14 protein-coding genes are annotated in these 19,860 nt (G+C 41.5%); 9 read left to right on the top strand and 5 right to left on the bottom strand.

The window, feature by feature from the left end; genetic code table 11:
- The first annotated feature begins 149 nt into the window (after window positions 1-149).
- On the top strand, window positions 150-434 hold the full coding sequence (locus ACM0OP_RS00980; protein WP_414526522.1) for a hypothetical protein: 285 nt from the start codon (window positions 150-152) through the stop codon (window positions 432-434).
- Window positions 435-581: 147 nt separating this feature from the next.
- Here the strand turns inward: ACM0OP_RS00980 and infC are convergent, their stop codons facing one another.
- Window positions 582-1,049 (bottom strand): translation initiation factor IF-3, encoded by a 468-nt coding sequence (gene infC, locus ACM0OP_RS00975; protein WP_414526623.1) that lies wholly within the window; start codon window positions 1,047-1,049, stop codon window positions 582-584.
- A gap of 179 nt (window positions 1,050-1,228) precedes the next feature.
- Here infC and ACM0OP_RS00970 point away from each other — a divergent pair, with 179 nt between their 5' ends.
- Window positions 1,229-3,361 carry a tetratricopeptide repeat protein gene (locus ACM0OP_RS00970; protein WP_414526521.1) on the top strand — a complete coding sequence of 711 codons (2,133 nt, stop codon included), beginning with the start codon at window positions 1,229-1,231 and terminating at the stop codon, window positions 3,359-3,361.
- Between the two features lies 1 nt (window position 3,362).
- On the opposite strand, the gene ACM0OP_RS00965 is transcribed toward ACM0OP_RS00970, so the two are convergent.
- Both ACM0OP_RS00965 and ACM0OP_RS00960 read right to left on the bottom strand, forming a co-directional pair.
- Window positions 3,363-5,957, bottom strand: a complete 2,595-nt coding sequence (locus ACM0OP_RS00965) for a PAS domain S-box protein (protein WP_414526520.1) — start codon at window positions 5,955-5,957, stop codon at window positions 3,363-3,365.
- Window positions 5,958-6,146: 189 nt separating this feature from the next.
- Window positions 6,147-6,683: a nucleotidyltransferase family protein gene (locus ACM0OP_RS00960; RefSeq protein WP_414526519.1), complete on the bottom strand. Its 537-nt coding sequence runs from the start codon at window positions 6,681-6,683 to the stop codon at window positions 6,147-6,149.
- A 115-nt stretch (window positions 6,684-6,798) separates the two neighbouring features.
- On the opposite strand from ACM0OP_RS00960, the gene gatB reads away from it, so the two are divergent.
- The 4 genes from gatB to ACM0OP_RS00940 all read left to right on the top strand — a co-directional run bounded on the left by gatB (window position 6,799) and on the right by ACM0OP_RS00940 (window position 12,752).
- Entirely contained in the window at window positions 6,799-8,274 is a 1,476-nt protein-coding gene (gene gatB, locus ACM0OP_RS00955; RefSeq protein WP_414526518.1) for an Asp-tRNA(Asn)/Glu-tRNA(Gln) amidotransferase subunit GatB, read from the top strand.
- A gap of 265 nt (window positions 8,275-8,539) precedes the next feature.
- Window positions 8,540-10,621 carry an S-layer homology domain-containing protein gene (locus ACM0OP_RS00950; RefSeq protein WP_414526517.1) on the top strand — a complete coding sequence of 694 codons (2,082 nt, stop codon included), beginning with the start codon at window positions 8,540-8,542 and terminating at the stop codon, window positions 10,619-10,621.
- Between the two features lie 138 nt (window positions 10,622-10,759).
- Window positions 10,760-11,440 (top strand): hypothetical protein, encoded by a 681-nt coding sequence (locus tag ACM0OP_RS00945; RefSeq protein ID WP_414526516.1) that lies wholly within the window; start codon window positions 10,760-10,762, stop codon window positions 11,438-11,440.
- A gap of 220 nt (window positions 11,441-11,660) precedes the next feature.
- Window positions 11,661-12,752 carry a fatty acid desaturase family protein gene (locus ACM0OP_RS00940; protein ID WP_414526515.1) on the top strand — a complete coding sequence of 364 codons (1,092 nt, stop codon included), beginning with the start codon at window positions 11,661-11,663 and terminating at the stop codon, window positions 12,750-12,752.
- A gap of 82 nt (window positions 12,753-12,834) precedes the next feature.
- Here the strand turns inward: ACM0OP_RS00940 and ACM0OP_RS00935 are convergent, their stop codons facing one another.
- Complete coding sequence (locus ACM0OP_RS00935) at window positions 12,835-14,358, bottom strand: DUF1565 domain-containing protein (protein WP_414526514.1); 1,524 nt, start codon at window positions 14,356-14,358, stop codon at window positions 12,835-12,837.
- Between the two features lie 547 nt (window positions 14,359-14,905).
- Here ACM0OP_RS00935 and ACM0OP_RS00930 point away from each other — a divergent pair.
- Together ACM0OP_RS00930 and thiS are read left to right on the top strand one after the other, a co-directional pair.
- Window positions 14,906-16,012: a thiamine phosphate synthase gene (locus ACM0OP_RS00930; protein ID WP_414526513.1), complete on the top strand. Its 1,107-nt coding sequence runs from the start codon at window positions 14,906-14,908 to the stop codon at window positions 16,010-16,012.
- 26 nt (window positions 16,013-16,038) lie between these two features.
- Window positions 16,039-16,251 carry a sulfur carrier protein ThiS gene (gene thiS, locus ACM0OP_RS00925; RefSeq protein ID WP_414526512.1) on the top strand — a complete coding sequence of 71 codons (213 nt, stop codon included), beginning with the start codon at window positions 16,039-16,041 and terminating at the stop codon, window positions 16,249-16,251.
- Here the strand turns inward: thiS and ACM0OP_RS00920 are convergent.
- Window positions 16,248-17,468: a glycosyltransferase family 4 protein gene (locus ACM0OP_RS00920; protein WP_414526511.1), complete on the bottom strand. Its 1,221-nt coding sequence runs from the start codon at window positions 17,466-17,468 to the stop codon at window positions 16,248-16,250. The genes thiS and ACM0OP_RS00920 overlap by 4 nt on opposite strands.
- A 1,119-nt stretch (window positions 17,469-18,587) precedes the next feature.
- Between ACM0OP_RS00920 and ACM0OP_RS00915 the strand changes: the two genes are divergently transcribed.
- Window positions 18,588-19,559, top strand: coding sequence for a DUF1517 domain-containing protein (locus tag ACM0OP_RS00915; RefSeq protein ID WP_414526510.1), 972 nt, complete (start codon window positions 18,588-18,590; stop codon window positions 19,557-19,559).
- Window positions 19,560-19,860 lie beyond the last annotated feature (301 nt).

Genomic DNA, 19,860 nt, shown 5'->3' with positions numbered 1-19,860 from the left:
CATAGTAGATAATTAAAATATGATTAACTTCTGTAATTGGTTCTATTTTTGCTCATCGCCTTAAGTCTTCTGGCACTCATTAGCAGCCTACTTATCGCCAGTTGTCAACAAACCGATGTAATATACGAATAAGTTTATAAAAATTAACAATGGTGGAACGCCCAATCAAGAAATCGGAACGTCAGTCCCCAGCAGTTACAGGCGACAGTTCCGAAAATGGAGATGCTTTATCCCCGGTGGAATCTGATCGTAAAAGCTCGAAACCTGCTCGTCGCTCATCTAACAGTGACAAAAAATCTAATTTTAAAGAGGAGACTCGGCAAAAGGTTAATCCGGCTCTAGCCCGTGGGCCAAAACCGGTAAAAGTTGCGCCTCCTGTTCTAGCTGAACCCGAAAGCGAATCTGAACCCATTGTTGAAGAACCTCAAGAATAATTTCTCTGGGTCAGCTGTTTAATATCAGCCACCCCAGAGGTTTCAATTTGGCGTTGCGGAACCTGAATAGGAACCCCAGCGCTATGTCTCAGGGCTACTGAAGACCAACAATTTTGGTCACGGATACAACAGCCCTGAAAAATTAATTTAAGCGGGAATAACTTGAACAATCAGTGAGCGTTTATCTAAGGACTGGACTTTTCCTACTTCACTGAGAGCGCTAACGATACGGTCTAGCATTTCTCCAGCTTGCTCTCGATGTTGATGTTCTCTACCACGTAAGCGAATAGCGAACTTGACTGAATCGCCTTTGCTCAACCATTGAGCTGCTTGTTCAATGCGTAAATTATAGTCAGCTGCACCGACGTTAGGACGGAACCTAACTTCTTTCACAGTGGGTCTAGAACTCTGGGTCTGACGTTTTTTCTTTTGATACTGGAGTTTGCCATAGTTCAGAATCTTGGCAACTGGTGCATCTTTACCTTCGGAGACTAAAACTAGATCCAGTTCTACGCTTTCAGCTAAGGCTAGGGCTTCAGATGTGTCAATGAGACCACGGTTATTGTTCTCATGATCAATCAAGTAGACTTGACTGGACTTAATTTGGGAGTTGATTAGTTGTTTTTTAACTACGATAATGGTTTCCTCTCAATTCAATATTGCAGATAATTCTTTTCTATACTAATTTAACACAATCGTCACTATGGTTTTTATATCCTGGGCTATGAAATTTGGTATAGATTGGATATGGGCAAGCCATTTCCACAACTGACTCCAGAATCAGGATGGTTCTTATGAAGCGCAAAAATCAAGTTCTCCTGACTTTAGTGTTGAAAAGCGCTGTTGTCTTTTCGCCATTGCTGCTGTTTGCTGATGTTGCTGGTGGACAACCTAGACTATCCGTTGAAGTTGGAGGGAGGAATCAGCAGTCGGAAAATTTGGCTCAGTTACAGGGACAACAACTGATTCCAGAGCCACTTCCTGCGGTGGTAGAGCCTGCATTGAATAGTACAACTGTTTTATTTAATGTCTGGTTGGTGATATTGAGTCTGTTTCCTGTGGCGGTGATTGCTTTATTCTGGCTGTTGCGGAGGGTGGCAATTCGTGAGATTGTCCATAGGGCAATGGCACAGCTGGAAGGAGTGGAAAATTTACAAAATCAGTTGCGAGTTGTGAAGCAAGATGCTGAACACCTGATTCAAGAATCGAAAAAGATGAATCGGGAATTGGCGCAAGAAGTTTTAACTTTGCAACAAAATATTACAAAAGAACAAGAAAATTTAGCTAATTTGACATCTGAGTTGTTGCAGTCGAGAGATGATATTTTGGCAGATTTAGAAACCAAAATTCAAGAGATACAAGCAAATTTAGAGTCGGAATTGGTAACGAAATTATCTCAGTTGCAGTTGGAAGCAGAACAAAGAAGAGATAGAACAATAGCGGGGTTAGAAAATTTAGAGTCTGATTTTATCCAGAAACTTGATGATTTGCAGATGGAGGTGGGACAACACAAGCATACAACTCTAGAAGATGTGGAAAAATCTCGGCAAGAACTTATTTTACAGCTTTCTAGGTTGCAGTCTGAAAGTGAGCAGGAACAGGTGAGGACTGTGGCGAATTTGACAAGTTTACAGGGGGAGGTTGAGGCAGAGAAGAATGATATATTGGGGAATATTCGAGAGTTAGAAAGGTTATTTAAATCAGAAGTTGCGGTTTTGGAGTCGGAGACTAGGGAAGAGAAAGAGAGGTTTTTGGCTAGCTTGGCTGGTGTGCGAGGAGATGCTGAAGCTGAGAAGGATAAAACTTTGGCAGGTTTAGGGGAGTTAAAGCATTTGTTTCAGTCTCAAATAGCTGAGTTAAATTCTGAGGTAGAGGCACACAAAGAGAGTGTGTTGGCAGGTTTAACTACGTTAAAATCTGATTTTGAAGCTCAAGTTTCTGAGTTACAGGTGGATGCGGAAAAGCGCAAAGAGCTAATTATTGCAAATTTAGAAGTGTCGGGTTCGGAGTTTACGGCGCAATTTGCGGAATTACAGTTGAATGCTCAACAACAAAAGCTGCTAATTTTGGAAAAGTTGGAAAGGTTGGAGACGGATTTTGTATCTCAACTTTCGGAGTTACAGTTGGATGCTCAGGAACGGAAACATATAATTTTGCAGGAGTTGGCGAATAGTGCGCCGCTATCTGTTCCGGAAAAGGCGGAAGTTGAGGAAGTTCAGCTAGAAGCTGAAGAGTTAGTTAATGATGATCTCCAAGGGGGAGATGAGTTGTTTGCTGCCAAAAAATATGCGGAGGCGATCGCACTATATAATAATGTGGTAGCAGCTAATCCTGAGAATCATGTTGCTTGGTTAAAACAGGGTTTAACTCTGGGGAGATTGCAACGCTACAAGGATGCGATCGCAGCCTATGAAAAGGCGATTGAAATTCAGCCAGATTATCATCAGGCTTGGTGCGATCGCGGTGTGGCTTTTGGTAAACTAGGACAACAGCAAAAAGCTTTCGATTCTTTTGACAAAGCGACTCAAGTTAAACCTGATGATCCGGTGGCTTGGTTGAATCGGGGTCTGGCTTTGATAGAATTGGAAAGATATGAAGATGCGATCGCCAGTTTTGACAAAGCTATTGATATTAATGCAAATTCTGCCAAAGTCTGGGATAAACGCGGTTATGCTTTGGTAAGATTAGGAGAGGATGATCAGGCGATCGCTAGTTTTGACAAAGCATTAGAAATTAATCCCAACTATGCCAGCACTTATTATAATAAAGCCGCTTGTTATGCGCTGCAAAGACAACTGAAATTAGCTTTAGCAAATCTGCAACAAGCAATTGAACTGAATCCCAGATATCGAGAAGATGCGGCATTTGACATTGATTTTGATGAAATTGCCGATGATAAAAGTTTTAAGGAACTAATTAGGGCTTAAGTTACTCATACCGTAATCCTAAATAATCCGCAATTTTAGCACACAATACTTCTGCGGAAAACGGCTTGGTAACAAAATCATCACAACCTGCATTGATTGCCAAGGTGCGATCGCTCGTCGAACTATATGCTGTAAGTGCAATAATAATAGTCTCTGCGCCTTTTGGGGTAGCACGAATTTGTTTAGTTGCTGCGTAACCATCCATCACCGGCATTCGGATATCCATTAAAATTAGCTGGGGTTCCCACTGCTTCCACATAGTGAGTGCTTCCTGTCCATTGGTGGCTTCACGCACCTCTAAACCCAAATCAGTCAATAATTCTACTAAAAGTAAACGGTTTTCTGCTTGGTCATCGACAATCAAAACGCGATAAGATGGCTGTCCGGGTGCTAATTTAGTTACTTGATCATAGTGATTTGGCGACAATACTAAGTCAGTTTCAGCTAAACCCACGGGAATATCAAACGTGAACTTGCTACCTTGACCCAGGTTACTTTTAACAGTGATTTCACCACCCATAAATTGAATTAACTTATTACTGATGCTGAGTCCCAAACCTGTACCTTCTGTAATATTTTTACCAGATTGGGTTTGAAAGAAGGGGTGAAAAATAGTCTGGATGTCCGTAGCAGCAATTCCCACTCCCGTATCTTCTACCTCAAAGGATAGCCAGAGGATTTGATTGGTTTGCGGTTCCTTGTTACTCGGTTGCACACGCAAAACTACACTACCATTTTCTGTAAACTTAATCGCATTACTGAGCAAGTTGATCAGTACCTGGCGAATTTTTTTCTCATCGGCGATCGCATACTGGGGTACATGAGGATCACGGTAAAAATTGAATTGCAAGTTTTTGGCTTCGGCTTTTGGCTTCAGCATTTGGAAAACACACTGTAATAGTAAATGTAAATTAAACCTCTGGTGATCGTGAGTGATGTATCCCGATTCAATTTTTGCCAAGTCGAGAACATCATTAATTAAACCCAGTAAGTGATCACCACTGCGGCTAATAATTTGGAGATATTCTTGGTGTTTGGGAGTCAAAGAGCGATCGCGTTTCATCACTTGAGTAAAACCCAAAATCGAGTTGAGAGGAGTCCGCAATTCATGACTCATATTAGCTAAAAACATACTTTTGGCTTGATTCGCCAATTCTGCGGCTTCTTTCGCCTTTCTCATCTCTTCTTCTGCTTGTTTTCGCCGCGAGATATCCCTACCTTCGGGAATAATCAGCACCACATTTCCCGTTTCATCAAAAACTGGTTTAAGAGATAAATCAAGAGTTGTGATTGTATCTTCTGCACCCAGTACGTCTACTTCATAACGCACAAACTCACCTGCGGCCGCAGATGCGATCGCTTTTTGTAATTGCGCTTGGGTTGCGGCGGAAATTGTCCACCATCGCGCTTCCCAAAACGGACGATTGACGATATCTACCGATTTGATCCCGGCAAAATTTAGGGCTGTTTCGTTAGCTTCTAGTAAAGTCCCATCTGGTTTTAGCAGACCGATAAATTGAAATGTTTGATTAAAAATAGCATGGAATCGTCGCTCACTCTCGTGCAGAGCTTCTTGTGCGAGTTTTTGTTTAGTTATATCTTGAATTTGAGCTATCAAGTATGGTGATTGGGTTGGAGTTTCACGCATCAAAGACACACTTAAAAGCACCCAAACTATATAACCTTGCTTGTGAAAGTATCGTTTCTCCATTTGGTAACTACGAATTTCACCGGACAGGAGGCGTTGCACATAATTGAGATCCGTATCTAAATCTTCAGAATGAGTAATTGCTTGAAAGGTAATATTTAATAACTCTGCTTCAGAATAACCCACAATGTCGCATAAGGCAGAATTTACAGACAGCCAACGTCCATCTGGTGCTACCAATGCCATACCGATTGCAGCATCATTATATGCACGCCGAAAGCGCTCTTCACTCTCACGTAGTGCTGCTTTGATCCGGTTCATGTAAGCAATATCTCGATCAATAATAAAGATACCAGAAGGGATGAGGGCGATCGCTAGTACACTGCTGATCAATACCACATTTTTCGTAGTCTGAGAATTTGCTCCTACTGCCAATAAATATTGCTTTAATTGTTGATTTTCCCGGTGCTGCATCTCCTTAATTATCTTTTGGATAGCACTTGTCTGTTTCTGACTTCCATCCAGTGACATAATTTTTTGTGCAGACACAAAACCTTGTAATTCTCTTACAGCTATGATTTCTTTATTTACAGCAAGTTGTTTATTGATTAAAGTTTCCAGAGTTGTTAGTTGCTGCAAGCTAGGATGATTATTACTCTTCTGATATAAAGCTTCTAACTGTGGAGGAATATTCTCAACCACAAATAAATACGGCTGTAAATATTGTTTTTCGCCCGTAATTACGTAATCAGCTATGCCATTGTCAGCAGCCTCAATTTGTAATGACAAGTCTTTTAATTTTTCAGCTACTCTCTGACTATCGGCAGTGCTGGCAACTGTTTTACTAAGCTGTATGGCGCTCCAAAAAGAAAAACCACCAACTATACTTAAAATCAGCATAGCCAGCCCAAAAACGCTTCTAATCTTGTTTTCAACAGAAAATTTCATAGAAAAAGAGGATTTATTTTAATGGCACAGTATTCTCTGTTCAATTAAATACAAACTTATCTAAAATTGCATGGGCTATTAAGTCCTACTAATCAGATTTATAACAAAATTATAAATCTTTTGTGAGAAGATAGTGTTATTAATAATGGTAGGTGAAATCACCCGTATTTTCGGAAGCAAAGGAAATTTCTAAATACACCTGAGTTCAGGACATTTATCCAGAAAATCAGAGGCTTTATTTTTAGCATCGGGGTTATTGATATATGCTGGTGTGGGTCGAATAATTCCCCCAAATAAATCATCTAAGCCGTAGGGGGTGAAAAATTGCCATTCCCCTTGTGCATCGACTCGGACACCCACAGTAGTGGCGGTGTGTAACCAATTGGCAATCCCATCTTCTGTACTGTTGTAGGTTGTGCGTCCAGAACGCCACCGCGCAAAACTAGCTTGATTTTTGACATCAAACTCATAATGAGGAAATTGTGCGGTTAATTGTGCCTTTGCTGCTAGTTCTTGGGAACGGTTTCCTGATTGATCAAAAAAGGCAATATCAAAGTCTTTGATGAATAAACGACATTTTTCACCAAATACGGCACACCAAACTGTATTTCGTACTGCACCCCCGGCTAACCACCAGTTAGGCAGATTTTGTTGGGCGATGGCAGGTAAGACTAGACCCACAGGTGTGTCAGCTAAAATATTTTGTAAGCGCGTGTTGCTATTCATAAACTGTGGGGTATCACTAAAAAAAGTATGGTAATTACAACGGTTAGAGAAGGCTAAAGACGGGCTAAAATAGTAACCTAAACTAAAAATTAGACTAAATAGCGAAAAATATAGTATGACTGCTGCTACGACTGTAAAAACTGAGTACGAAGCGATTATTGGTCTAGAAACCCATTGTCAACTGAGTACCAATACCAAGATTTTCTCCAATAGCTCTACAGCTTTCGGTGCTGACCCTAATACTAACATTGACCCTGTGTGTATGGGTTTACCTGGGGTTTTACCTGTACTGAATGAAAAAGTCTTGGAATATGCTGTAAAAACCGGCTTGGCTTTGAATTGCGAAATCGCTAAGTATAGTAAATTTGACCGGAAACAGTATTTTTATCCTGACCTTCCCAAAAATTACCAAATTTCTCAATATGACCTCCCCATTGCTGAACATGGTTGGTTAGAAATTGAATTGCTAGATGCTGAGGGGAACCCAAGTCGTAAACGTATTGGTGTAACTCGTCTGCACATGGAAGAAGATGCGGGAAAATTGGTACACGCGGGAAGTGACCGTTTGTCTGGATCTACCTATTCTCTGGTAGACTACAATCGCGCAGGTGTGCCATTGGTGGAAATTGTTTCGGAACCTGACTTGCGTTCTGGTGAAGAAGCGGCGGAATACGCCCAAGAAATCCGTAGAATTGTGCGTTATCTCGGTGTCAGTGATGGCAATATGCAAGAAGGTTCTCTACGCTGTGATGTGAATATCTCAGTGCGTCCAGTGGGGCGAGAACAGTTTGGCGTGAAGGTGGAAATTAAAAATATGAACTCCTTCAGCGCTATTCAACGGGCGATAGATTACGAAATTGAACGCCAAATTACAGCCATAGAAGCGGGGGAACCGATTATCCAAGAAACTCGCTTGTGGGAAGAAGGCGCGCAACGCACCAGTAGTATGCGGGTTAAGGAAGGTTCTAGTGATTATCGCTATTTTCCGGAACCAGATTTATCACCTATTGTGGTATCTAGCCATCAATTAGAGGAATGGCGCAAGGAACTTCCCGAACTTCCCGCCCAAAAACGCCATCGTTATGAAAATGATTTGGGTTTATCGGTTTACGATACAGGGGTATTGACAGAAGACAGTATTGTGGCTGATTATTTTGAACAGGCGATTGCAGCTGGCGCAAATGCTAAAGCGGCTGCTAACTGGATTACTCAAGATATCGCCGCTTACCTCAATAAGCAAAAGCTGAGTATTACTGAAATCGGTTTGACTCCGGTTAATTTAGCTAAGGTAATTACTCTGATTGAATCTGGTAAAATTAGTAATGCCCAAGCTAAACAAAAGCTGCCAGATTTGCTGGATGGTATTTCTCCAGAGAAAGCCTTTGCAGGTCAGGAGTTAATCACTGATATTACTGTACTAGAACCAATCGTGGATGAGGCGATCGCCGCTAACCCCAACGAAGTAGAAAAGTATCGCGCTGGTAATACAAAGTTAAAAGGCTTCTTTGTCGGTCAAGTTTTGAAGAAAACTGACAAACGCGCTGACCCAAAACTAACGAATGAATTAGTCGAGAAAAAACTGAATTGTTAGATTTTTACCGAGTTTTTTGCAAAATTTCATCAAATCTTTACAAAGAACGCAGAAAAGTAGGTTACACCCCTCACACCAAAAAAGCTATTGTGTGTGTAGTAGAACCCTAATGATCTGGAGAGTTGCGTAAGTAGCTCTCCTTATTTTTTGCTTACAGCACCCGCCAAGGTGGTTAGGACAAAAATGAATCATAAAACCCTTGTAATTAAGGAGTTTTAAGCCTGCCCCCTGCTATATTTACAGGGAACGCAGAACACAATAATCAATGGTTAACTCTACCCTCCCCACCACAATCTATGTCAATCCTGTGCAGGGGAATGATCGCAATGCTGGTTCGCGGTCGAGTCCGTTTAAAAGTCTCACCCATGCTTTAAAAACTATTAAAACACCCGTAATTATTCAGTTGACATCTGGCACTTATAGCACAGCTAATGGTGAAGTGTTTCCCATTGTCATTTCTGCGGGGGTGACAGTCATAGGTAATGAAGCTAACAAAGGTACTGGAATTTTAATTTCTGGGAGTGGTGAGTATCAAAGTCCTAGCTTTGGTATGCAAAGTGTGACATTAGTTTTGGCAGGTAATAGCAGTGTTTTGGGTGTGACTGTGAGTAATCCCAGGGCTAGAGGTACTGGAATTTGGATTGAGTCAGCCATTGCAAATGTTGCTAATAATACTTTAATTAATTGTGGTCGAGAAGGAATATTTGTGACTGGGAATGCTAAACCCACTATTGTAGATAATCTGTTTAGGCAAAATGCCGCCAGTGGGTTAATGATGGCACGTCATAGCAAGGGAGAAGTGCGGCGAAATCGCTTTCAAAATAACCCTTTAGCCTTAGCTATTAGTGATGATGCAGCGCCATTAATCGCAAATAACACCATATCAGATAACCGTTCGGCGATCGCACTGTCTCGCAACGCTAAACCGGTACTACGACAGAATGTGATTACTAAAAATAGCCAAGGCGGGATGTTAGTCAATGGTAATGCTATTCCTGATTTAGGAAATAACCAAGATGCTGCGGGTAATATTTTTCTCAATAATGGCGGCTTCGATATCCACAACACCACATCACAGCCCTTAGTTTCAGCCGGTAATCAGTTGAATCCTACCCAAGTGCAGGGAAGGGTGGATTTTCTGGCTGTGCTAGAAGAAAATCCTGGGCGGATATCCGGTAGCAGTAGTATTTTTGCTGATTTAGCGGGACATTGGACAGCCGAATTTGTAGCCGCATTAGTGAATCGGGGTGCAATTAGCGGTTTCCCTGATGGGACTTTTGCCCCAGATGCACCGATTAACCGCGCTCAATATGCGGCAATTATTGCCAAGACTTTTCAGTTACCTAGAAAAAATCCTGGGATTAAATTTACAGATGTCCCTCCCGGTTTTTGGGCAACATCGGCGATTTTGCAAACGGCGGAAATGGGTTTTATTAGTGGGTTTCCTGATGGTAGTTTTCGCCCAGGACAAAATTTGACCAAAGTCCAGGCCATAGTATCTATAGTCAATGGGTTACAACTGAGAGGGGGAAATCCCCAGGTATTAAACGTGTACCGCGATCGCGCTCAAATTCCCAGTTATGGTACTAATGCTGTGACAGTAGCCACCCAAAACTTGCTAGTGCTGAACTATCCCCAACGAGAACAACTAGAACCAATGCGAGATATGACCCGTGGAGAAGTAGCAACATTAATTTATCAAGCCTTAGTAGCCACAACTCCCCAACAGGCGATCGCATCACCCTATATTGTTAGCCCCGATGCAGATATCCCCGGATTTACCGACATTACCGGACATTGGGCAGAACCATTTATCCGGGGGTTAGCCAGCATGAATTTAACTAATGGTTTTGCTGATGGTAGCTACCAGCCCAATAAACCCATGACGCGCGCCGAATATGCCGCCTTAGTAGCAGTAGCCTTTAATCCTGCACCCCAACGCCCACCACTAAATTTTACAGACGTGTCCCCAAATTTTTGGGCTTATCCAGCCCTACAAATTGCCACTAGAGGCGGTTTTCTGAGTGGATTTGAAGATCGCACCTTCCGCCCCAATCAAAATGTGCAAAAGTTACAGGTAATTCTCTCCCTAGTAAATGGACTTAACTTGCCCACAGCAGATCACAATCCTGTACTCACTTATACTGATAGTCAAACAATTCCTAATTATGCTCGTCAAGCAGTGGTAACTGCGACACAACAAAGAATAGTAGTCAATTATCCAGATCCCAAACAACTTGCACCCACGCGTGAAGCAACAAGGGGTGAAGTAGCCGCAATGGTTTATCAGGCATTAGTTGCTACCAAGCGCACTTCTCAGATTAATTCCGCTTATATTGTTGACTAAGTTACCAACTAACCCAGTAAAATGAAATACACTGTTTATCAGCCTGGAATCTTGGTCACTAATCCTATAGCTCAAAACACGATAGGCTATAAGCGCGGGGTAAATAATTTATACCTTTCGTCTGAAGCCAATAATCCCATGTTAACAATAGCCTCCCAGTCCTTTCCCGAATTAGCAACGGCTCTCTTAACTCACTATAGTTTTGATCTCAGTGGGCATACTGCCAGTGAGCTAGTTAAAAGTTGGCAAACAGAATATCCCGCCAATTGGTTGCACCTAGCAGTGGTAGAAGCCTTATATCAAGGTCGCTATAAAGGAATTTCTGTGCAGCAAATTTTAGCATTTTGGCAGCGACGAGGACAGGTAATTCATCATTTCAATATGGAATTTGAACGCTTGATTTGTAGCAAATTTCCTGAAAGCCTGACTCCAGCAGCACCAGTTTTACCTGCCATTAAGCCGCAAATACCAGCATCTCTTCCTGAACCGGCGATCGCCCATTCCTTACCTGCTACCGTGGGCAATGGTTATCGGCAAACTCAAAGGGCAAACCGACAAGTGATGAATGCCGAAGCCGAGGAGAAACCAGTACAACGTCTCTTAGCATCTGCCACTGTCGCCACTGCGACTAAGACCCAAACGAGAGTCAATTCACAACATTATCTTCAGAGAAGTTCCCCCCTACCACAAACTCAACAGCAGACAAAATTACTCCCACCATCAGCTAATCATCCACCCATTGGACAATTTACCCCAGCAACGAGCGGACACTCTGATTCGTTTACCTTAAAACTGAAAGCGATGTCGGATGAACAGTGAGAGGGTGTAGGGTGTAGGGAAATTATGAATAAATATAGATTTGGTTGATTAAAACCAAAGTTTTCACCATTGTGAAATTTTGATTTCGGCATATTTAAAACTGAAATTATCCTACTATGAGAATGCATATAAAATTCACAAGACTAAATATACTTTCATGGATACAGACTATGTTACTGTGAATAAGCATCTAGCTTGATTATTGCAAAAAAAATTATCCATGAATTTGAATACTGAGCAGAGACTAATTAATCAGGGAACATACGCGAAATCATTACGTTCTCAGCTTCCACCTGAAGCATTTGCACCCGATCCCAGTAAGTTAATTATTCTGATAATTAATATAGCAATTTTAATCCTGGGATGGATGATAGCGGCTCATTTAGATAATTGGCCTGTCTATCTTTTATGGTTATATTTACCCCTAACTATTATTATGGCTAATAGCGTCATGTCTGTGGGATGTAGTTCCCATGATTTGATGCACGGTGGCGTGATTAAAAACTCAAAACTAGCTTATTTGTTCAGTTTTCCAGGACTAACAATGTTGTGGATGCCCCCAACCCTATGGAAGTCGGTTCATAACCGGGTGCATCATCATCACACTAATGGCTTGGGTGATCCAGATCGCAATTACTTAGAAACACAGCCGAAAAACTGGGGTAAATGGTTTAATAATTTAGTTGTGCCTTCTTTAGAAGTGAATCCCCTATGTTTAATTTTGGGAATGACAGTTGCTTGGGGTGGACATAATATTCGGACTCTGACTTCGGTGCTATTTTTTAATCATAAATCCGTCGATTATGTGCCGGCAGCATTTACAGTTAGTGCTAAAGATCGGCGGGCGATCGCAGGTGAGTTACTGTTGATTTCACTAATCCATCTAGCTATTGTAGCATATCTACAATTTGACCCTTTAAAACTCATACTTGGATACTTTTTACCCATCGGAATTGGTCATGCAGGCTTGATGTTTTATATTTATACAAATCATCTGATGTGTCCAATGACCGAGATTAATGACCCCCTGGTAAATTCTACCTCTTTGCGGGTTTATAAATTTATTGACCTGCTACATTTTAATTTCTCCCACCATACAGAACATCATATTTTTCCAGGGATGAACTCTGATTATTATGTGATGGTTAGAGAGTTGTTAAAAGCTGATTATGCCGAGAAATATAATTTATTAGATGCCCAAGAAGCATGGCGCTTATTGTTGGCAACTCCTCGCCATTATCAAGATGAAAATACGTTGACAGATTGGGCAGGAAAAATTACTATGCCTTGTCCCCTGAACCAAAAAGTTTAGGTTTAATTTACTTTGTGCCTTGGTGGTGAAAAAATAATTAATTCCTCAGACACCAAGACACTAAGTTATGCTTTGGGAAGTATTAATTTAATGGCTCAAGTGTAGTTCTCAAACCATTATTATTGAGGACTCTAACAATGGAATCGGCATTAGTGCGATCGCTAAAAACTCCCACTTGCATCACTCCACGACCTTGGCGGGTAGTAGGAAATGCCCCAGGTGCTAAATTACGGACTAAATTTCGTTCCCGATCATTAGCCACATTGACGATGACACGATAACGTAGAGCAGAACTTGGCCTAGCTGCTGTGGTCTGAGTTGGGGGAGTATTCTGATTCGCAGCTGGTGACAGAGGTGTTTCTCTAAAGGGAGAGGATGCTTGAGGTGCAGTAAATTCAATTACATTGGGATCAGTGTTGACATAATTGATCTGTGACTGATTAGCTTGTTGGGGCTGAGTGGATGCAGAGAAGGTAACTTCCCGACTTGGTGAAGTTTCTGACATCAGTCGATTAGCCACGGTGGAAGGCTGCGGTTTATAGGCTGTGGGTGCGGTTTGAGCGTTGAAATCTACCTTACCAGCAATGCGATTTTGGGCAAGGTTGTTACCCGCAGCCGGAATTATTTGACTAGCCGCAGCAGCATTAATGTCATGGCGAGTATTATTACGAAATTCGTTACCACCTGGTTCAGCAATAGTACCTAAGTTGGGGATTGCTTGGGCGATCGCCACTAACCCATCTTCTCGATTACTTTGAATTAAATTATTGCGTAACATCGGGCGAGCATTGGCTTGGACTACAATTCCAGAGCGGTTGTTTTGAATTTGATTCAGCGCCACTAAAGGAGCCGCATTTTGAGTAATATTGATGCCAAATCCTGTTTGATCAAAGACATTTTCTAGTATTTCCGCCTGGGAAGAACCACCGATTGTAATCCCATTCGCCCCATTGCGATGAAAGTGATTTTGTCTAATTGTCGCCTCACTGCTACCAGCCAGAGAAACCCCATCCTGAGTATTACCAGTAAATGTATTGTTTGTAACTACAGTATTGCTGGATTCAATCCACAAACCATAACCACGGGGATTAGAATTTGTTACCGTTACCCCACTTAACTCAGATTTATCTGCGCCGACAACAGTGACATTTTGACCGCCAAAACTGCGACTCAGATATCTCCCACCGCCTCTAATTGTAATTCCCTGTCCTTTGCTGAGGCTATCGCCTTGAATCACAACCCCTGGTTTAAGATTGAGAGGAAAAACCTCTCCAGTGTCAGCACTGTAAGTACCAGGAGCGAGCATAATCATGGTATTACCAGAAGCAACCCGCAACGCTTGAGTAATGGTCTGTAAAGGAGCGCTTTCAGTACCATTACCGGAAGTGTTATTTCCCGTACTGGGGTTGACAAATAACATTTTAACTTCAGTAACCCTACCTTCAGTCTGGGCGATTTGATGCGCTGGGGATGGTATTTGAGCCAACACTCTACCGGAAGTGATACCGACGATTCCTAACCCCAGGGTGAGAGATAACAGGGAACAAACTGCTCGGCTACCTACTTGACGATATTGAGAATACATAATGGAATTAATCAATTTCATAAAATCCTTATACTAAAGTTTTATTCGCTGAGAGAGTAGAATGTCGATAGTGGATAATTGTTTCTGGTTTCTCCTCTGAGTAAGTGGTTATTCCCAAAAAGCAGGAAATTTTAGGCTGCAATGACTGATAATAAAAACCAAGGGGAACACGGGAATTTTTATTATTGTCGTAGCTACCATATATTTATTTGAATTGAGAATATTATATAGGATTTATATTTGTTTTCTGAAGCAACTTAGTACAAATTAAAATCGCTTTTTCCCACTCCCCACTCCCCACTCCCCACCTACGCAAGTAAGTTAAAAAATCAAAGCGGATTACTATATATAGTTCTTTGCTACTTTCAGATATATAGCAGTGATGAGGTCTCTGAAGACAAAAACCGATAATTAAATCCTGATAATTAGAGACTTTCAATTCTGTTACCTGTTCCCTGCTATATTATAAAGTCGTCCCTCAATGTTGATCGGCTATGTAATCAGCTACTTAGATATAGTCAATTTTTACTTCTTTTTCCCATCCCCGTACCAGAAATTTTTAATCAAAATGTCTAAAAGTGTTGATATTACGTCATTTAACGAAAGTCCTAATAGGGTTGTTGTCATGGTAGAGCCACACAGCCAAAAAGCACAAATACAGCAAGTTGTTTATCGGATTTTAGATGCTAATTTAGACCGCGCCCGTGAAGGCTTGCGAATTATTGAAGAATGGTGTCGCTTTGGCTTAAATAACGCGCAATTGTTGGGAGAATGTAAATACTTACGTCAAGAGTTGGCGCATTGGCATACGTCTGAATTGCGAGCGGCGCGAGATACCCCAGGTGATCCGGGTACAGAATTGACTCATCCCCAGGAAGAACAACGCTCTAGTATCAAAGCACTGTTACAAGCTAATTTTTGTCGTGTGCAAGAAGCCATGCGGGTGCTGGAAGAATACGGTAAGCTTTATCATCCCAATATGGGGAAAGCCTTTAAGCAAATGCGCTATCGTGTTTATACTTTAGAAAGTAGTTTAATGGGCTACCAGCGCCATCAATTGTTGTGGCGATCGCATTTATATTTAGTGACTTCTCCCACAGAAAATTTGTTCAAAACAGTAGAAGCAGCCCTTAAAGGTGGATTAACTCTGGTACAGTACCGGGATAAAACTGGTGATGATACTGTGCGGGTAGAACAGGCGACAAAATTAAGGCAATTATGTCATTCCTATGGTGCTTTGTTTATCGTTAATGACCGAGTTGATTTAGCTTTGGCGGTGGATGCAGATGGGGTACATTTGGGACAGCAAGATATGCCCATTGCTATGGCTAGACAATTACTGGGACATCAGCGTTTAATCGGGCGTTCCACTACCAATGCTGAAGAAATGCAAAAAGCCATTGCTGAGGGTGCAGACTATATTGGTGTCGGTCCAGTTTATGAAACTCCCACAAAAGCAGATAAGCCCGCCGCCGGTTTAGAATATGTCAAATATGCTGCCCAAAATAGCTCTCTTCCCTGGTTTGCCATTGGGGGTATAGATGCGAATAATATTAACGATGTCATCGAGGCGGGAGCGGAACGTGTAGCGGTGGTAAGAGCTATCATCGAAGCTGAACAGCCGACTTTAGTCACACAATATTTGCTTTCTCAGATGCACCGCATTAAACCATAACCAGTTGATTAATTCTTATTTTGAAGATGTCTGATAAAATTACTCTCCAGGTAAATGGGGAAAATCGGAGTTGCTTATCCCAAACTGCTTTACCAGATTTACTCCAACAGTTGGGTTTTAATCCCCGTTTAATTGCAGTGGAGTATAACGGTGATATTTTACACCGTCAATTTTGGTCAGAAACAAAGGTAAAATCAGGCGATCGCCTAGAAATTGTCACCATTGTTGGTGGTGGTTAATTCAACAAACCATCAGGGAGAGGTTCAGAGAGGTAAATGGAACGGTGCAGGGTTTTCCGTCTCGCTAATTCTTTACCTTTGCGACCGAGTTTTTCCCTTAACTGTTTGTCATTACACAACCGTTTAAAAGCTTGAAAAACTTCGTAACCAGATTGGGAATTTACCAAAATCCCATTTTCTTCATGGCGCACTATATCAATCACCGAACCTAAACGAGAAGCAATCACTGGTTTACCGAAGTAACTGGCTTCTAAATAAACAATCCCAAAACCCTGAATATATTCTTGATTATCTAAGGAAGTCAGCATAGCGAATAAATCACAGGCTGCATAATATCCAGCTAATTCACTATCGGGTATATATCCTGTAAAGTGTACCCGCTTATCTACCCGCAAGCGCTGGGCTAAATTTTTTAATGGCGTTTCCCATTTACCTTGTCCACAGAGTATATAGTGAACGTCAATTCCATTAGTTAGCAGTAGGGGTAAATTTTCAATTACCTGTTGAAAGCGTTTCTGCTTAATTAATCTTCCTACCGACAGAATCACGATTGATGTTTCTGGAATATTATACGCTTGTCGCACCCGTTGACGTAAATCATCAAAATTACCTTGATTTTTGTCTAGACCAAATTTTTCTGGTCTGACCACAGGTTGAATGACATGGGTAGGAGTTTGTAAGCGAAAAGTTTTGCGGAGATAATCTTGAGTTACGTAACTGTTACACACAATTCCGGCGGCGCGTGTCAGGGTCAATTTTAAGAGTGATCGCCATAGAGGATTGTGTAAAGTATTCAGAATATCGCTACCATGCAGATGAATAAAAAAGCGAATGGGGAGGATATAGCTCAATAACAATAACACCGGAAAGTGATAACCATGACCCCACTCAATATAACGATAATGATAGCGAAAATAGAGTTTAATAGCTAACAGAAATGAGCAAACAAAATCCATCATCGGCTGTAAGCAACCCCCCAGCCAGTATCGAGAGTTGAGCCAGCGATATACGGGAAATTGTTGCTCTTGGTCAAATATTTGATCGCCAGCACAACCAGCCGCTAAAACGACTACCCTTTCTGGATCTTGCAGACAGCGATTATAGAGATATTCCCCAATTACGGCCTTTTTTGGGAGGAAGAACTGGGAAATTACGAGAATGTCCGGAGAGGTGGTTTGCTCTCGGACTTTTGTTGGTATTTTTGAGATGTTTTCCATGCTAATTTCTCTAAGTTTAATTCCGGTAAGATGCAAGTCTTAATACTGAAATTCAGGTACAGCATTGAGTAATACTTAACTTCTATTTGATATCCCAAAAATATCTGCTACCACGGAAGTAAACCTGGAAAGTGGAAATTGGCAATCTTGGTATGTTTCAGGTTTTTTAGCAACGTATTAGCTCCTCAAATCACGCTGGCTATATATCTTATCTCTGAGGGGGCGATAATTCTTTGTAATAATTTCCCTTTTGCCAATTTTGTAATTAATACACACAATTCCGAGATATTTATATATAGCAACTGCAAAGGAATGTAGGAGACAAACAGAGCATGAAAAATTTGCAATTAAGGATTTTCAAGGCTGCTCTATGCTCCCTGCTCCCTGCTCCCTGCTATACATGGTTACTACTCTGTAGGATATACCCAGGAAAATAATTTCTACCTCTATTTGAGCGCAATCATGATACATATCTTACTAATATCTTAGAACATTAAGTAGGGGTAATTGTTTATTATTTCTGTGAAGTGTTTGTTAACTTACATCAAACTTGAATCAACAAAAAATAATGATAAAATCCAAATTATAATCAAAGTTATAACTAACAAACTGCCACAAATATTACTCAATATTGCTGATGTTCCTAGACTATCCTAAATCTCTGTAGCTGTGATGCCAAATTGCCAAAAATATAGGATGGCAAATATCATGGATTTTCAATAATTTTGCGGAATTTGTGCTGTTTGAATGATCAGCATCAAGTTATCTGATGAACTACTTAGGTGGGGAGTGGGGAGTAGGGAATGGGAAAGAGCTTTTTCAGTTATAAGACTACGCCAACAGAAATCAAATAAGAGTCCTATAGTGAATACCCGTGTATGGGAGCCGTTGTAATTACACCACTTAGGCTATGTGAGTATGGCTGATGTACGGTTATCTACTAGAGAAATCCACCCTGGGCTGACTGTCTGATCTTGATTAGACGCGGTAAATTAGAAATGTAGCCAAAAAAGATGAATAACCAAAAACTCATGCCAATGTGGCATGATTCCAGACGGTACAACTTTTGTCCGATCTGAGTAAAGAATCATAAATAGTAACATTTTAAGCACCTGTCTTATGGGTAACAAACTAAAACAAACTCTCAAACCCCTGTTGAAAATTGCCTTTGTCTTCGGACTGGTGTTAACTTTAGCACTGAGCCATGCGGATGGAGCATTAGCCGCCCGCAGTGGTGGTCGAATTGGTGGAGGCTCATTCAGAGCGCCTTCTAGCCGTACTTATACACCCCGCACTTACGCCCCTGGTGGTGGCGGTTATTATCCTGGTGGTGGTGGCTTTGGCTTTCCGTTCTTGATTCCCTTTTGGGGTATTGGTGGCGGTTTTGGGGGTTTATTCAGCATTTTAATTTTCTTTGCGATCGCCAACTTCCTCATGCAGACCTTCCGCCGTGTCACCGATAATGGAGAAGGCGACAACGTTGGTTACAGCAGCAATCCCTCTGTGTCTGTCACACGTTTACAAGTGGGTTTATTAGCACAAGCGCGTGGTTTGCAAAGCGAACTCAACAAAATCGCCGAATCTGCTGATACTAACTCCCCCCAAGGAAGAGCAGAAATTTTGCAAGAAGCCAGTTTAGCCTTACTTCGTCATCCAGAATACTGGGTATATGCTGGTGGTGGAACCGAGCAAGTCAAATTAACTGGGGCTGAAAGTCAGTTTAACCGCTTGTCATTAGCGGAACGCAGCAAGTTTAGTGAAGAAACTCTATCTAATGTCAACAATCAGCTAAAAGCAGCCTTGAATCAAGATGCTTTACCCACTGCTGACGACATAGACAACCCCACCCGTTTAATCAGTGAAGGGCCTGGAGAATATTTGATTGTCACCTTATTAGCGGCGACATTAGGAAAAATGCAAATTCCCGAAATCAACAGTGCTGATGATTTGCGTCAAGCGTTGCGGCTAATTGGGGGAATGAGTGGTGAGCAACTTTTAGCAATTGAAGTGCTGTGGACTCCCCAAGCTGAAGGCGATACTCTCACAACTGATGATATTTTGGCAGAGTATCCCGATTTGAAACTAGTCTAAAGCTAATCTCTTCGTGTCCTCTGTGGTTCGTGATCATTCCCCTATTTTCTTTAGCCAGTAAGATAGAGTTATTCTGTCTGCTGGCTTTATTGTTTAGCTTTATTACAAATTATTCAACGTCGGTTATCTCTGGAAGAACAAAATAGATTTTCTGATCTGCGTCAGCAAAAAGAGAATGGAGAAATTACCGAAGCTGAGAATCAAGAACTACTAACATACATTGACTGTGTTAAACAACAAGATACTGACAGGGTCAGCGCATCTCAAACCCTGTTGACAAGAGGACTTGCCTAATCAGCAA

It is taken from the genome of Nodularia chucula CCY0103 (genome assembly GCF_963923915.1).
Lineage (GTDB): Bacteria > Cyanobacteriota > Cyanobacteriia > Cyanobacteriales > Nostocaceae > Nodularia > Nodularia chucula.
Note: the sequence above shows the minus strand (reverse complement) of the source record. Positions and strands in the feature narration are given on the sequence as shown.

Excerpts from the sequence above, each read along its gene's own strand:
- ACM0OP_RS00980 (WP_414526522.1), top strand. The coding sequence starts at position 150 with ATGGTGGAACGCCCAATCAAGAAATCGGAACGTCAGTCCCCAGCAGTT.
- ACM0OP_RS00970 (WP_414526521.1), top strand. The coding sequence starts at position 1,229 with ATGAAGCGCAAAAATCAAGTTCTCCTGACTTTAGTGTTGAAAAGCGCT.
- ACM0OP_RS00965 (WP_414526520.1), bottom strand. The coding sequence starts at position 5,957 with ATGAAATTTTCTGTTGAAAACAAGATTAGAAGCGTTTTTGGGCTGGCT.
- ACM0OP_RS00960 (WP_414526519.1), bottom strand. The coding sequence starts at position 6,683 with ATGAATAGCAACACGCGCTTACAAAATATTTTAGCTGACACACCTGTG.
- gatB (WP_414526518.1), top strand. The coding sequence starts at position 6,799 with ATGACTGCTGCTACGACTGTAAAAACTGAGTACGAAGCGATTATTGGT.
- ACM0OP_RS00950 (WP_414526517.1), top strand. The coding sequence starts at position 8,540 with ATGGTTAACTCTACCCTCCCCACCACAATCTATGTCAATCCTGTGCAG.
- ACM0OP_RS00945 (WP_414526516.1), top strand. The coding sequence starts at position 10,760 with ATGTTAACAATAGCCTCCCAGTCCTTTCCCGAATTAGCAACGGCTCTC.
- ACM0OP_RS00940 (WP_414526515.1), top strand. The coding sequence starts at position 11,661 with ATGAATTTGAATACTGAGCAGAGACTAATTAATCAGGGAACATACGCG.
- ACM0OP_RS00935 (WP_414526514.1), bottom strand. The coding sequence starts at position 14,358 with ATGAAATTGATTAATTCCATTATGTATTCTCAATATCGTCAAGTAGGT.
- ACM0OP_RS00930 (WP_414526513.1), top strand. The coding sequence starts at position 14,906 with ATGTCTAAAAGTGTTGATATTACGTCATTTAACGAAAGTCCTAATAGG.
- thiS (WP_414526512.1), top strand. The coding sequence starts at position 16,039 with ATGTCTGATAAAATTACTCTCCAGGTAAATGGGGAAAATCGGAGTTGC.
- ACM0OP_RS00920 (WP_414526511.1), bottom strand. The coding sequence starts at position 17,468 with ATGGAAAACATCTCAAAAATACCAACAAAAGTCCGAGAGCAAACCACC.
- ACM0OP_RS00915 (WP_414526510.1), top strand. The coding sequence starts at position 18,588 with ATGGGTAACAAACTAAAACAAACTCTCAAACCCCTGTTGAAAATTGCC.